Origin of the sequence: Anoxybacillus amylolyticus (assembly GCF_001634285.1) — a bacterium.
GTDB classification, from domain to species: domain Bacteria; phylum Bacillota; class Bacilli; order Bacillales; family Anoxybacillaceae; genus Anoxybacteroides; species Anoxybacteroides amylolyticum.
On the sequence record NZ_CP015438.1, the window covers coordinates 1642743 to 1655967 of the forward strand.

Here is a 13225-nt window from a genome sequence, read left to right on the forward strand (position 1 = left end):
ATGATCGATCAAAATGAATTACAAATTGAAATGGTACAGCTATTGGACGAAAACGGAAACGGGGAAGAAGAAACGTTGCACTCCTTTTCTGACGATGTGCTTATTACGCTGTATCAATGGATGCGGAAAGCAAGGGTAGTCGATGAACGGCTGTTAAAAATGCAGCGGCAAGGTCGAATTGGCACATACGCCCCATTTAGCGGACAGGAAGCCGCACAAATCGGAAGCGTATTGGCGTTAGATAAAGAAGATTGGCTTTTCCCAAGCTATCGGGAAATTGCGGCTTGTTTGGCACATGGAATGCCATTGACGCAAATTTTCCATTACGTGAGGGGGCATGTGCTTGGCGGAAAAACACCAGCTGGTCTAAACATTTTCCCAATTCAAATTATTATCGGAGCGCAAACGCTGCATGCGACAGGGTGTGCATGGGCAACGAAATTGAAAGGGGAACGGCATGTGTCCGTCTGCTATTTTGGAGATGGCGCGACATCGGAAGGCGATTTTCACGAGGCGCTTAATTTTGCCGCTGTCTATCAAGTTCCCGTCATTTTCTTTTGCCAAAACAATCATTACGCCATTAGTGTTCCCATCCAAAAGCAGACGGCGAGCCGAACGATTGCCCAAAAAGCACTCGCTTATGGAATGAAAGGGGTGCTCGTCGACGGCAATGATGTGCTTGCCGTGTACCAAACGATGAAAGAAGCGGTTCAGATAGCAAGAGAAGGAAAGGGTCCGGTATTAATCGAAGCGCTAACCTACCGGCTAGGGCCGCATACGACATCGGATGATCCGACAAAATATCGGAGCGAAGAAGAAGTAGAGCCATGGAAACGAACGAAAGACCCACTGCATCGCCTGCGAAAGCTACTAGAAAAACGCAACATTTGGACGGACGCACAAGAAGAAGCGTTCGTGGCACAAGTAAATGATGAAGTGACGAAAGCGTACGAAGAAGCGGCTTCAGTGGAAGTACCGTCGCTTGCCGACATATTTCACTATGTATACGACGAACCGAGTCCGTTGTTGTACGAGCAGCAGCAAGAAGTAATTCGAAGAAATCGTGTGAAAGAGGGGAAGTAAGATGGCGGAAATGACGATGATTCAAGCAATCCATGACGCGATGCGGCAAGAAATGGAGCGGGATGAGCGCGTCATTGTATTAGGGGAAGACGTTGGGAAAAATGGTGGTGTATTTCGTGCGACTGATGGGCTATTCGAACAGTTTGGCGAAGCGCGTGTTTTTGACACCCCGCTTGCGGAATCAGGGATTGTCGGCACATCGATTGGGCTAGCGGTGAACGGATTTCGTCCAGTTGCAGAAATCCAATTTCTTGGCTTTGTCTATCAGGCGATGGATCAATTGGCAGCACAAGCGGCGCGCTTGCGGTTTCGTTCGGCAGGAAGATTTACATGTCCGCTTGTCGTCCGCAGCCCATACGGAGGCGGCGTGCGAACTCCTGAACTTCATTCGGATGCACTCGAAGGGTTGTTTGCCCATTCGCCAGGACTGAAAATTGTTATGCCATCGAACGCCTATGATGCGAAAGGATTGTTAATTTCAGCGATCCGCGATGAAGACCCGGTGCTATTTTTAGAACCGATGAAGCTATATCGCGCTTTTCGCATGGAAGTGCCAGAAGAGCCATACGAAATTCCGCTCGGAAAAGCGCGCATTGTCAAAGAAGGGGAAGATGTGACGGTCATTTCATGGGGAGCAAGCGTACCGCTCGTGGCAAAAGTCGCAGAAGAAATGAAGGAAAAAGTGGACATAGAGGTCATTGACCTCCGCTCGTTACAGCCGCTTGATTGGGACACGATTTATTCCTCTGTTTCCAAAACAGGACGCGTAATGATTGTCCATGAGGCGGTCAAGACGAATGGATTTGGAGCAGAAATTGCAGCGCTCATTAGCGAGCGGGCGTTGTTTTCTTTGTCCGCCCCAATCGTGCGCATAACCGGTTACGATACACCGTATCCAGTGCCGTCGGTAGAAGACGATTGGCTGCCGAACGCAGCCCGCATGATAGAAGGCGTACAAACACTCATGCGCTATTAGGAGGGGATGCCGATGGGAATATACGAAGATATCGTTGAACGAATTGGCGACTGTGAGCGAGTGACAAGAAACGAAACAGTACTGGAACAGCATAGCAAAGGGCTAGCGTACCATGCCCCACGAAAACCGGATGTCGTTGTTTTTCCAAATACGGCGGCGGAAGTAAGTGCAGTGCTGGCGTATGCAAACGAGCGGAACATACCGATCACACCGTTTGGCGCCGGCAGCAGCTTAGAAGGCCATATTATTCCTGTCAATGGCGGGATTACGTTAAATATGACAAAGATGAACAACACTCTCGAGATTCGTCCAGATGATTTTTTAGCTGTCGTCGAACCTGGGGTGACACGAATGCAGCTGAACGAAGCGCTCAAAAAATATGGGCTCTTTTTCCCTGTCGACCCCGGTGCCGATGCGACGATTGGCGGAATGGCGGCAACGAATGCTAGCGGTACAAATAGCGTGAAATACGGCGTCATGCGCGATCAAGTGCTCGGATTAGAAGTCGTGCTCGCTGATGGAACGATTGTGCATACGGGCGGCATGGCGCTAAAATCGTCTGCCGGATATGATTTGACGGGCTTGTTCGTCGGTTCGGAAGGGACGTTAGGCGTATTTACGCGCCTTATTGTCCACCTTCAAGGCATTCCGGAAGCAACAAATGTCATTAAAGCAAGCTTTGTTTGTTTGCGTGCGGCTGCACAAACAGCAGCTGAAATCATGAAAGCGGGGGTTGCGCTCGGAAAAATAGAGATAGTAGATGAGCAGACGATCGAAGCCGTCAATCGGTACAAACAGACCAATTACTTAGCTGCGCCGACGTTATTTATCGAACTAAGCGGCAGCGCCACAACTGTTAAAGAAGGAACGGAAATCGTCCGACAATTGTGTGAAGAGGGGCAATGCGTGGCGTTTCAAACCGAAGACGACTCCATCGCCCGCGCGGCGTTATGGGAAGCGCGCCATCACGCGGCGTTTGCCATTCAAGCCGCCTATCCGAAAAAAGCGCTGTTGTCGACCGATGTTTGCGTGCCGATTTCTGAACTTGCGGAAGCCATTCAAAAAACGCGCCAACTCGTTGAGGAACATGGGCTGACTGCAGCTATTTTCGGTCACGTTGGCGATGGGAATTATCATACAGTACTCGCTTTTGATCCGAACGATGCCGAAGAAGTAACACGTATTGAAACAATTCACGAACACATCGTCCGTTATGCATTAGCGCGCGGCGGAACATGTACAGGCGAGCACGGAATCGGGATTGGAAAACGCCGCTTTTTGTACGAAGAACATGGCGATTCTGTCATGCTGATGAAAGGAATTAAACAATTATTTGACCCAAACGGCATTTTAAACCCGGGGAAAATTTTTATATGAGAAAAGCAAGCTGTGTGGCATTCGTTCACACAGCTTTTTGCTTTACGGTTGCCGTTATTAAAAAAATGACAACAATGTGTCAGACAAAATGATATTTACTTTACATTGAAACAACACTGTAAGCGCTTTAAGATGAAGCTATAGCAACACCAATTTATGAGGAGGAACAAAGATGGAAAATCAAACAGGCTTTCGCGTGAAAGTGCAGCGCTTTGGTAGCTATTTAAGCGGCATGATTATGCCAAATATCGGTGCATTTATCGCTTGGGGGATTATTACCGCATTATTTATTCCAACTGGATGGTTACCGAACGAATCGTTTGCGAAACTTGTCGGACCGATGATTACGTATTTATTGCCATTATTAATCGGTTATACAGGCGGGAAAATGATTTACGACGTTCGCGGCGGTGTCGTCGGGGCAACGGCGACGATGGGGGTTGTTGTCGGTGCTGACGTTCCGATGTTTTTAGGCGCCATGATTATGGGGCCGCTTGGCGGATACTTAATCAAAAAATTTGACGAACTCATTCATGGAAAAGTAAAACAAGGGTTTGAAATGTTAGTCAACAACTTCTCTGCCGGAATTCTCGGTGGGTTGTTAACGCTTATTGCGTTTAAAGGAGTTGGACCTGTCGTATTAGGATTAAACAAAACGTTAGCAGCTGGCGTCGAAGCGATTGTGAACATGAAATTGTTACCGCTTGCGAACCTTTTCATCGAGCCAGCAAAAGTGCTCTTTTTAAATAACGCCATCAACCATGGAATTTTAAGCCCGCTCGGCGTAGAGCAAGCAGCAAAAGCAGGGAAATCGATTTTATTCTTATTGGAAACAAACCCAGGACCAGGACTTGGTATTTTGTTAGCATATTGGTTATTTGGTAAAGGAATGGCGAAACAATCAGCACCTGGTGCAGTGATTATCCATTTTCTTGGTGGAATTCATGAAATTTATTTTCCGTACATTTTAATGAGACCGATTTTAATTTTAGCAGCAATGGCTGGTGGCGTGAGCGGTGTGTTCACCTTTACGATTTTCAACGCAGGGCTTGTCGCCGTTCCGTCGCCAGGAAGTATTTTCGCCCTTCTTGCGATGACACCGCGCGGAAACTACTTAGGAGTATTAGCGGGTGTGTTTGTCGCAGCAGCCGTATCGTTCCTTGTCGCTTCGTTCTTCTTAAAAACATCTAAACAAAACGAAGGCGAAGAAGATTTAAGCAAAGCAGCAGAACAAATGCAACAATTAAAGGGAAAGAAAAGCGATGCAGCCGCAATGTTGAAAACAAACGCCGCTCCATCAAACGTGAAAAAAATCGTTTTCGCATGCGATGCCGGCATGGGTTCTAGCGCAATGGGTGCTTCGATCATGCGCAATAAAGTGCAAAAAGCAGGACTAGACATCGAAGTCATCAACACAGCGATTAACCAACTTCCAGCGGACGCAGACGTTGTCATTACGCAACAAACGTTAACCGACCGTGCAAAAGAAAAATTGCCGAACGCTTATCACGTATCAGTCGACAACTTCTTAAGCAGTCCAAAATATGACGAACTTGTTCAAATGATAAAAGAAGGAAAATAATAAACACAAAAAGGTAAGGGTGCGTACTTACCTTTTTGTCTATTTAAAAAATGTCAACAATCAACCGGACGAAACAATGCTTTCTATTGGTTGTGGTTGTTCGGTGAGCGTTTTACAATTGAAGATGAAAGGCGCATATTATATTTAATTTTGTCAACAAATCGTTGCTAAGGAGGTGAACGGTGTGTATATATCGGCAAGAGAGCGGAAAATATTAGACGTTTTATTGTCGCACGAGAAAGGAATTACGGTCGGGGAAATCGCCGCTATGCTTGATGTGAGCGAACGGACGATTCACCGCGATTTAAAAGGGATTGAGCGCCTTTTAGAAGACTACGAACTAGAGCTGGTGAAAAAAGCTGGAGTCGGCATTCAAATTAGCGGAGAGGAAGAGAAAAAACGCGAGCTGCAAATTCGCCTTTTTCACTTATCGCACCCGGAGTATACACCAGAAGAGCGCCAAACGATGATTTTAATTGCATTACTAGAAGCGGTAGAGCCAGTCAAATTGCTATCGCTAGCCAATGATTTAAACGTAACAGTCGCCACCGTCAGCAACGATTTGGACAAAATTCAAGAAGAACTAGCAAAACAAGGGCTTTCGCTCATTCGCAAAAGAGGCTATGGCGTAGAAATTGCTGGGTCAGAAGTAGCGAAGCGGAAAATGATGAGCGAATTGTTGTTCCGCCATTTTGACGAATCGCAATTTCTTTCGTTCATGAAAGAATCGATTCAAAAAAAATCGGTCGATACAATGAACACGGTGACAGAAAAACTGCTTGGACTTGTCGATAAGAAAAAGCTATTTGTCATTGAAGCGCAAATGGAACAAATGAAGGCAGAACTTCCGTTTACCATTGCGGACAGCTCCTATATTGCGCTCGTCATTCATCTTGCGCTTGCGATGGAGCGCATTATGCAAGGAGAGCCGATCAACTTCGAGGCACAATATTTAGAAACGATTCAAACGACAAAAGAATACAAAACAGCAGAAAAAATTGCCCGGTCGTTAGAAGCAGCGTTTTCAGTTTCGATTCCAAAAGAAGAAATCGGCTATATTACGATGCATTTAATGGGCGCAAAATTGCGCGACCGCCAAGGATACATGTTAGAGGAAGCAACTCTAGAAATCGGCATGAAAACGCAAGAATTAATCCGATATGTGAGTGATAAGCTGCATGTCGATTTGACCGATGATTATCCGTTATATGAAGATTTAGTCGTTCATTTAAAACCGGCTCTCTATCGCATCCAGCATAATATGGGCATTTCGAACCCACTGCTTGATAAAATTACGAAAGACTATGCGGAGCTATTTCAAATTGTCGAGGAATCGATGAACCATGTCTTTGCGGAAGTCGTCATTCCGAAAGAGGAAATTGGATATGTCGTTCTTCATTTTGCCTCGGCGTTATTGCGTGGGAAAAAAGGGCTGCATGCGCTTGTTATTTGTTCAAGCGGGTTAGGAACAGCAAAAATCTTAGCAACACGGCTGAAAAAAGAAATACCAGATATTTCTCAAATTGAGCAAAAATCGTTTTTTGACTTGCGTTATGTTGAGCCGAGTCATTATGATTTAATCGTATCGACCGTGCCGATTCCGTTAGAAGAACCGTATTTTCTCGTCAGCCCGATGCTGCAAGAAGACGAAGTAGTGGCAATTCGAAAGTTTATTAAAGACAAAAAAGCGAAAGTACGACCAGTAGAGCCAAGCGCTGCTAGAAATACGATTCAAAAAATGAATGCCATTCAAGTAGTGAGCGAAACGATTGTACAACTATTAAAGGAATTAACCGTCCAACCGCTAACAACCCATTCTGTCCACGACGCGCTTGTGGAGGCGTGCCAACAGTTACAGAAGAAAGGAACTATTCGAGACGTCGAATCGGTCGTTAACGAATTGTTACGAAGAGAACAAGCGGGAGGATTAGGGATTCCAGAAACAGAGTTAGCGTTGTACCATGCGAGAAGCCCAGCGGTTTTACGTCCTACGTTTACGGTTTACCCGCTTTCTCATCCGCAGACCGTCATGGGCATGGACCAACAGCCGATGAAGATGGAGCGCATATTGTTGTTATTGGCGCCGAGTGAAGCGCCAGAAGCGATGCTTTCGGTGCTTAGCCATTTAAGTTCGCTCATTATTAAAGACGAGGAAAGCATTTCGTTATTTACAAACGGAACGGAAGCACAGCTTCACGCTTTCTTAAGCCGACATTTTGAAGCATTTTTTTATCATTTTGTTCAACTAAGGAGTGAATAATCGTGTCAGTGTTAACAAAAGAAAACATCGTACTAGGTGCTGAAGTAGGAAACAAAGAAGAAGCGATTCGCTTAGCGGGAAAAGTATTAGTCGACCATGGATATGTAGATGAAGTATATATCGATAAAATGTTTGAACGAGAAGCGTTAACATCAACATATATGGGAAATTTTATCGCGATTCCGCACGGAACAGAAGAGGCGAAGGCGCTTGTAAAAAAAGCCGGGCTTTCGTTTATTCAAGTGCCAAACGGCGTTGATTTTGGCGCGGGAAATATCGTGAAAATACTCATTGGAATTGCTGGGAAAGACAATGAACATTTAGAAATATTGTCAAAAATTGCACTTGTTTGTTTGGAAGAAGAAAATGTCGAAAAAATGATTCAAGCGACGACAAAAGAAGAAATTCTTGAACTTTTAAACGAGGTGAATTAACATGTTAGCCGTTCATTTTGGCGCAGGAAATATCGGTAGAGGCTTTATCGGCAGCTTGCTTTCGCAGTCCGGATTTGAAGTCGTATTTGTCGACGTGAATGATGAATTAGTGCAACATTTACAAGAACGACAACAGTACCGAGTCGTTATTGCCGGCGAAGCAAGAGAAGAACAGATTATTCGCGGTGTGTCGGCACTTCATAGCCAAAAGCAGTACGAAGAAGTCGTTTCTCGTATTGCCCAAGCTGATTTAGTCACTACTGCGGTTGGACCGAATGTATTGCCGCACATTGCGAAAGTAATTGCCGACGGGTTGCGGAAGCGATTGTCTACGACAGAAAAACGAGTACATGTCATCGCGTGTGAAAATATGATTGGCGGAAGCAGTTTCTTAAAGAAACATGTGATGGACTATTTGTCTGAAGAAGAGCAGGCAGCGCTTACGCCGTTTTGTGGCTTCCCAAATAGCGCCGTCGACCGCATTGTGCCAAACCAAAAAAATGACGATCCGCTAATGGTTGTTGTCGAGCCGTTTTTTGAATGGGTCATCGAAACGAAAGAAATGATTGGTGATATTCCAGCGATTGTTGGTGCACATTTTGTAGCAGAGTTACAGCCTTACATTGAACGGAAGTTGTTCACGGTCAATACAGGCCATGCGCTTGCGGCGTATTTAGGATATGCGAAAAATTATGCGACGATTAACGAAGCGATGGAAGACGATTTAGTGCGTGCAGACGTGACGAAGGCGCTTTATGAGTCGGGGCGTGTGTTGATCGAGAAGTATGGGTGGAGTGCAGAAGAACATGGCGCATATATCAGAAAGATTGTTCAAAGATTCACAAATCCTGCGATGACGGATGAAGTGACTCGGGTAGCGCGTTCGCCAATCCGTAAGCTCGGTGCGAACGATCGTCTTGTCAGTCCAGCTTCCCAATATTATAATTTGTTTGGCGAAATCCCACATAGGCTCGTCAAAGGAATTGCGGCGCTTTTGTTGTTTGACTACCAAGAAGACGCAGAAGCAGTTGAGTTGCAAAAAACAATCCGCGAGCGCGGCATCGAGGGAGCATTATTGCAGTACGCCCAACTGCAAGCAGACCATCCGCTTACGATTGCTATTAAGGAACAAGTGGATATGTTAAAATAAACAATCCCCCGTCTCGGAAACGAGGGCGGGGGTTCGCCTGTTGATGCTACGCCGAAAGAAGTTTGCAAAAATAAAGCAAGTCCAATAGTTGACAGAAAGAAATGGATTTATCGTTGCTGGGATAATTTGCGGATTTTTTGTTCGTGCTGAAGAGTTTTGCGGGAAAAGAAGTCGACTGTTTCTTGCGTTTCGATCCATTCCACTCGCCAACCGTCCCATTTTGTTTCCATTCGATTCAGCTTCGTTTTCATTTCGTCTTCTAACCGATCGATTCGTTTTTCGAACCGGTCGTTCATCTCTTGCATGCGCTCGTTCACCTGTTCGAACTTTGCCTCGAACCGGTCGTTCATCTCTTGCATGCGTTCATTCATTTGTTCGAATTTTGCTTCGAACCGGTCGTTCATCTCTTTCATTTGTTCGCTTAGCGTTTGCACCTTTTTATCCAATGCCGTAATTTGCGAACGAACGTCTGATGCAAACAAATTCAATGCGTTTAAAATTTCCTTTAGCATCGTTTTCTCTTCCACCTCACTCACCTCCTCTTATAGTATAACGGAATCGTGTGGACAAGAAAAGACAAAGAGTGAGAACTCTAGACCAATCGAACTCGATTCATGTAGGTATTTTTGGTAAAATAAACAACAAACCGGTCGTTACTGAATTTAAGCGAGGGAGAAAATGGGATGGATTAAGAAGTTACAAACAAAAGGCGTCATTGTTAAGGAACTCGGCAAGAAAGGCGAACAATTACGTGCTCAATGGGAAAGCACATTTGCTGATCACATTTCCTCACAAGAAAAAACTTCTATTTATTTTGAGTAGTTTCTCTGGCATGTGTTTAGCTATCAAAAGCTTTCCTGTTTAGAAGGAACGGAAGCAATGGAAGCATTCAATAACGAGCTGAAAGAGGAATGTCTGATTTTTTACCAAAATGATGATCAGGCATATCGGCTTATTAGTGCCAACCGTTTACGTGCAGAAGACATTTATAGAGGAGCATGATTTATACGTCGTCGATCTGTCATTGACATGGACGTATGTACAGACCCACGGGTTTTGCGGGCCGTATTTTTATCGAAAAGGGTAGAGAGGTTAAGGGGGAACTTTCATTGGACATATTCATTCACATTGTTGTCGAGGTTATTTTTCCATTGTTTTTGTTAATTGGGGCAGGGGCTTGGTTACACCGGTTGTTTCATTTTGATATGAACACATTATCGAAAATCACGACGTATTTTTTGCTTCCGGCGGTTGGGTTTGTGAACGTCTATGAAAGCAATATGAAAAGCGGGGTGTTGTTTAGCGTTCTTTTCTTTCTTATCCTGCAAAACGGAACGCTTATTGCTGTGAGCGCCATAATGGCAAAATGGCTCAAGCTTGATCGCAGATTAGGGGCAACGTTTCAAAATACAATTGTGCTTAACAATTCCGGCAATTTTGGCATCCCGGTAAGCCAACTTGTATTTCGCCACGAGCCGTCAGGGTTGTCGATCCAAATTGTTGTCACCATTTTTCAGAATTTTTTAACGAATACATATGGGATGTTTCAATTTATTTCTGCCAGTCAAAACAGAAAAAAAATGGCAAGCGAGTTTTTGAAAAACCCGATTATTTACGCGCTTGTGCTCGGACTGTTTTTCCGAATGCTTCACATTCCGATTCCATCCTTTCTTTGGAATCCGCTAGAACATACTGCTAATGCGTTTTTAGTACTGGCGTTAGTTACGCTTGGCGCCCAATTGGCATATATCGACATCAAACGAATTCCTCCGCTACTAATTCTTACGGTATGTAGTCGGCTGTTGTTGTCGCCAGCAATTGCGTTGATGATCATTACGCTTTTACAGCTTCACGGAGTAACCGCACAGGCACTATTGATCGCCAGTTCCTACCCATGCTCACGAAACACAGCGCTTTATGCGTTATAATATGGCCACCATCCAGATTATGCCGCGCAGGCCGTCTTTTTATCTACTTTATTAAGTCCTGTTACCGTAGCGGGGATTGTTTATTTCGCACGCTTTTTGTTTTAATAAACATCCACCACCCATGTATGAAAATAACCGCTCATGGATCCGTTATTTTCATAGAAAATAGGGAAAAAATGACTGTAAGAGATTATAGTTGCCTGTATAGCTTGCGGAGTTTTCGTTCGTGTTGGGCGATTTTCGCAGAGTGGAAGTCGACGGTTTCTTGTGTTTCCGTGAGTTCGATGCGCAAGCTGTCGATTTTTGTTTCTAACCGGTTGAATCGCTCGTTCATTTCATCTTCTAGTTGGTCAATTCTTGCTTCCAATCGGTCGTTCATCTCTTGCATTTTCATTTCAAATCGCTCATTCATCTCTTTTATTTTCGCTTCGAATTTGTCGTTCATTTCAGCGATTTGTGTGCGAATTTGCGCCGAGAAAAAATCGAGTGCCGTTAAAATTTCTTTTACCATTGTTTCCTGCTCCATCATTTCACCTCCTCGTTGTCTATTATAAGCGAACATCACAAACAAAAAAAGTAAAACCATCGCTATCTCGGCATTTTTTCTGCTAGAAATAACCTATTTTCCTTATTTTTTATCATTCTAATTGTCAATCTATTCACAAAAGTGATACAATACTAAAAATATAAGAGGTTAATGGAGGGATGAAAGGTGAAGCAGTTACGAAGCAACATGATTAAAAAAGGGTTCGACCGAGCGCCGCATCGAAGTTTATTGCGGGCAGCTGGGGTAAAGGAAGAAGATTTTGATAAACCGTTTATCGCCGTTGTCAACTCCTATATTGATATTATTCCAGGGCATGTGCATTTACAGGAGTTTGGAAAAATCGTTAAGGAAGCGATTCGTGAAGCAGGCGGTGTACCGTTTGAAATGAACACGATTGGCGTCGATGATGGCATCGCGATGGGACATATCGGGATGCGCTACTCACTACCAAGTCGCGAAATTATTGCCGATTCGGTAGAAACGGTTGTCTCCGCTCACTGGTTTGATGGCATGGTTTGTATTCCGAACTGTGATAAAATTACGCCGGGAATGATGATGGCTGCGATGCGTTTGAACATTCCAACCATTTTTGTAAGCGGAGGACCAATGAAAGCAGGGGTCACGAGCGATGGGCGAAAAATTTCGCTTTCTTCCGTATTTGAAGGGGTTGGTGCTTATCAAGCGGGTAAAATTGATGAAAAAGGATTGCAGGAACTTGAACAATTCGGCTGTCCAACGTGCGGATCATGTTCAGGGATGTTTACCGCTAATTCGATGAACTGTTTAGCGGAGGCGCTTGGCTTAGCGTTGCCTGGAAACGGCACGATTTTAGCAGTTGATCCAGCACGGAAAGAGTTCGTCAAACAATCCGCGAAGCAGCTGATGTATCTCATTGAGCATGACATTAAACCGCGCGACATCGTCACAGAAAAAGCGATCGACAACGCATTTGCGCTTGACATGGCGCTTGGTGGCTCGACAAACACCGTTTTACATACATTGGCGATTGCGAATGAAGCAGGTATTGACTATCCGCTCGAGCGCATTAACGAAGTAGCTTCTCGTGTTCCGCACCTAGCGAAATTAGCACCTGCTTCAGACATGCATATTGAAGATTTGCATGAAGCTGGCGGCGTATCAGCAGTATTACATGAATTGGCCAAAAAAGAAGGAACGCTTCATCTTCATGCGCTGACGGTGTCTGGAAAAACACTCGGAGAAAACATCGCGGGTTGTGAAGTGAAAAATTATGATGTCATTCGCCCGATTGACAATCCATACTCGGAAACAGGAGGTTTGGCGGTTTTATTTGGAAATTTAGCTCCAGACGGCGCGATTATTAAAACGGGCGGCATTCAAGGGGGCATTACTCGCCATGAAGGTCCAGCAATCGTTTTTGACTCCCAAGAAGAAGCGCTTGAGGGCATTTCTAGCGGAAAAGTGAAACCAGGGCATGTCGTCATTATTCGTTACGAAGGTCCGAAAGGTGGTCCAGGAATGCCAGAGATGCTTGCGCCGACATCGCAAATTGTTGGCATGGGGCTTGGACCGAAAGTAGCGCTTATTACCGACGGACGATTCTCTGGCGCTTCCCGCGGATTATCGATTGGACACGTATCGCCTGAAGCGGCGGAAGGAGGACCGATCGCGTTTGTCGAAGACGATGACTACATCGTCATTGATATCGTAAAACGAACGATTGACGTACAGCTTTCGGAAGAAGAATGGGAAAAACGAAAAGCGAATTGGAAAGGTTTTGAACCGAAAGTAAAGACCGGGTATTTGGCTCGGTACTCAAAACTTGTCACATCGGCAAGTACCGGTGGAATTATGAAAATTTAAAGGATGGGCGAATCGCCCTCCTTTTTTTGTAAAAATATTAGCCTTA

The 13225-nt window shown here is 44.8% G+C and carries 11 protein-coding genes and 2 pseudogenes; 11 read left to right on the forward strand and 2 right to left on the reverse strand.

From position 1 onward, the window contains the following. The 7 genes from pdhA (at position 1) to GFC30_RS08415 (ending at position 8862) form a co-directional block, all read left to right on the forward strand. Positions 1-1083 (forward strand): pyruvate dehydrogenase (acetyl-transferring) E1 component subunit alpha, encoded by a 1083-nt coding sequence (gene pdhA, locus GFC30_RS08385; RefSeq protein ID WP_066324244.1) that lies wholly within the window; start codon positions 1-3, stop codon positions 1081-1083. A 1-nt stretch (position 1084) separates the two neighbouring features. After that, positions 1085-2059, forward strand: coding sequence for an alpha-ketoacid dehydrogenase subunit beta (locus tag GFC30_RS08390; RefSeq protein ID WP_066324246.1), 975 nt, complete (start codon positions 1085-1087; stop codon positions 2057-2059). Positions 2060-2071: 12 nt separating this feature from the next. Further along, positions 2072-3436, forward strand: a complete 1365-nt coding sequence (locus tag GFC30_RS08395) for an FAD-binding oxidoreductase (RefSeq protein WP_066324248.1) — start codon at positions 2072-2074, stop codon at positions 3434-3436. Between the two features lie 172 nt (positions 3437-3608). Then, a complete protein-coding gene (locus GFC30_RS08400) occupies positions 3609-5018 on the forward strand; it encodes a PTS mannitol transporter subunit IIBC (protein ID WP_066324251.1) in 1410 nt (469 codons plus the stop codon). 184 nt (positions 5019-5202) lie between these two features. Beyond that, a complete protein-coding gene (locus tag GFC30_RS08405; RefSeq protein WP_066324254.1) occupies positions 5203-7278 on the forward strand; it encodes a BglG family transcription antiterminator in 2076 nt (691 codons plus the stop codon). Positions 7279-7280: 2 nt separating this feature from the next. Beyond that, positions 7281-7712 carry a PTS mannitol transporter subunit IIA gene (locus tag GFC30_RS08410; RefSeq protein WP_409978480.1) on the forward strand — a complete coding sequence of 144 codons (432 nt, stop codon included), beginning with the start codon at positions 7281-7283 and terminating at the stop codon, positions 7710-7712. A 1-nt stretch (position 7713) separates the two neighbouring features. Then, positions 7714-8862: a mannitol-1-phosphate 5-dehydrogenase gene (locus GFC30_RS08415; RefSeq protein ID WP_066324259.1), complete on the forward strand. Its 1149-nt coding sequence runs from the start codon at positions 7714-7716 to the stop codon at positions 8860-8862. Positions 8863-8969: 107 nt separating this feature from the next. Here GFC30_RS08415 and GFC30_RS08420 read toward each other — a convergent pair whose 3' ends face one another. Next, positions 8970-9389, reverse strand: coding sequence for an LA_3659 family protein (locus tag GFC30_RS08420; protein WP_066324261.1), 420 nt, complete (start codon positions 9387-9389; stop codon positions 8970-8972). A gap of 151 nt (positions 9390-9540) precedes the next feature. On the opposite strand from GFC30_RS08420, the pseudogene GFC30_RS08425 reads away from it, so the two are divergent. The 3 genes and pseudogenes from GFC30_RS08425 (at position 9541) to GFC30_RS08430 (ending at position 10895) form a co-directional block, all read left to right on the forward strand. Next, a pseudogene (locus GFC30_RS08425) lies at positions 9541-9864 on the forward strand (DUF4275 family protein). After that, on the forward strand, positions 9797-9949 hold the full coding sequence (locus tag GFC30_RS17600) for a DUF4275 family protein (protein WP_274520110.1): 153 nt from the start codon (positions 9797-9799) through the stop codon (positions 9947-9949). The pseudogene GFC30_RS08425 and the gene GFC30_RS17600 overlap by 68 nt, the downstream one beginning before the upstream one ends. 22 nt (positions 9950-9971) lie before the next feature. After that, positions 9972-10895, forward strand: a pseudogene (locus tag GFC30_RS08430) (AEC family transporter). An 85-nt stretch (positions 10896-10980) separates the two neighbouring features. On the opposite strand, the gene GFC30_RS08435 reads toward GFC30_RS08430, so the two are convergent. Continuing rightward, complete coding sequence (locus tag GFC30_RS08435) at positions 10981-11316, reverse strand: hypothetical protein (RefSeq protein WP_066324263.1); 336 nt, start codon at positions 11314-11316, stop codon at positions 10981-10983. A gap of 186 nt (positions 11317-11502) precedes the next feature. Here GFC30_RS08435 and ilvD point away from each other — a divergent pair, with 186 nt between their 5' ends. After that, positions 11503-13179 carry a dihydroxy-acid dehydratase gene (ilvD, locus tag GFC30_RS08440; RefSeq protein WP_066324265.1) on the forward strand — a complete coding sequence of 559 codons (1677 nt, stop codon included), beginning with the start codon at positions 11503-11505 and terminating at the stop codon, positions 13177-13179. Positions 13180-13225 lie beyond the last annotated feature (46 nt).